Origin of the sequence: Rothia sp. HMSC075F09 (assembly GCF_001810515.1) — a bacterium.
Classification (GTDB): Bacteria; Actinomycetota; Actinomycetes; order Actinomycetales; family Micrococcaceae; genus Rothia.
Map to the genome: position 1 here is coordinate 53,111 of NZ_KV801774.1, position 1,030 is coordinate 54,140.

A 1,030-nucleotide genomic window follows, 5' to 3' on the forward strand; every position below is an offset into this window, starting at 1 on the left:
CCCCCCCCCCCGCGCCGAAGCTGAATCAGCGGGAGCCGAGTGCCTGGCACTGTACGAGAAGAACAAGGCTGATCACGCCTACGCCGCAGCGTGGGTGCGCGCTATCGATGACAATAACGTGGCAAGCGGAAAGGTAGCCTCCGGCCCGCGCGCTGATATCCAGAGCGCAGACCCCTACAAGGCAAGCAACTACGTCGATATTCGAGAGGGTAAGGAGTACTTCCCAACCCGACAGGAGCTGCTCGCGGCAAACTACCCTGAGAACTACATTGTTGCTTTTGAGTTGTGGGCGCAGCAGGCACCAGCCGATGTGAAGCAGAAGAGCGACGCGAACCGTGCGGCCGCTAAGGATACTCGTTGGTCTGAGGTGGTAACCCTGCCCAGCCCCGACAACCCTGTCTAATCGAACCCCGTCTAACCTGAGTCTGTCTCATCTTAAAAATAGTTGTGGCGGTGACCGTTGTTCGGTCACCGCCACAACTGTTATAGGGTGCAGGTTAGGGTAGGAGCGCCAACCCAAACTCAATAATGATTAGCGCGATAGCACACGCGAAGAGTACCCCACGCGGCACATTGAACTTCTGCCAGAGATCATACAGCTGGCTGGGAATCAACCAAATAACGAACGCCTGAAAGGCAAGCGATAACGCGGGGTTACCCCACTGAATAATCATCAGGGCAAGAGCAAAACCCACGCCGAGCGTATCCAGGATGCGCCGGTGCTTTCGCACCTGCTCCCTCTCCTTTTGATAGCTAGGGTTGTTTAGCAACCTTGGTGGTGCTTTTTTCAGTTGACCCACAAGGATCAAAACCGCCAGCGGGATCAGAGAAATATCGAAGAACATGGGAACCGCCTTTCATGTTGGGGTTCGCTCGCTACGCCGGTGACGAGCTGATGGCGCACCATCATTGGTGAAAACTTCTCAAAAACAAGTAGTGTGCAACACGTATATAACGTATTGTGGGTTACTTTACAGTACACATAGACCCTATTCAAGAGGTAAACACTCCCCCCCCCCCCCCCCCCCCC

General features: G+C 55.0%; 1 protein-coding gene and 1 pseudogene. One reads left to right on the top strand and one right to left on the bottom strand.

Translation table 11 applies throughout. From position 1 onward, the window contains the following. A pseudogene (locus HMPREF2749_RS01180) lies at positions 1 to 403 on the top strand (hypothetical protein); the annotation flags it as partial. A gap of 94 nt (positions 404 to 497) precedes the next feature. Here the strand turns inward: HMPREF2749_RS01180 and HMPREF2749_RS01185 are convergent. Then, positions 498 to 845 (bottom strand): hypothetical protein, encoded by a 348-nt coding sequence (locus tag HMPREF2749_RS01185; RefSeq protein WP_070593109.1) that lies wholly within the window; start codon positions 843 to 845, stop codon positions 498 to 500. Positions 846 to 1,030 lie beyond the last annotated feature (185 nt).

Bases quoted from the DNA above. Each gene is read 5' to 3' on its own strand.
- HMPREF2749_RS01185 (WP_070593109.1), bottom strand. From the start codon at position 845: ATGTTCTTCGATATTTCTCTGATCCCGCTGGCGGTTTTGATCCTTGTG.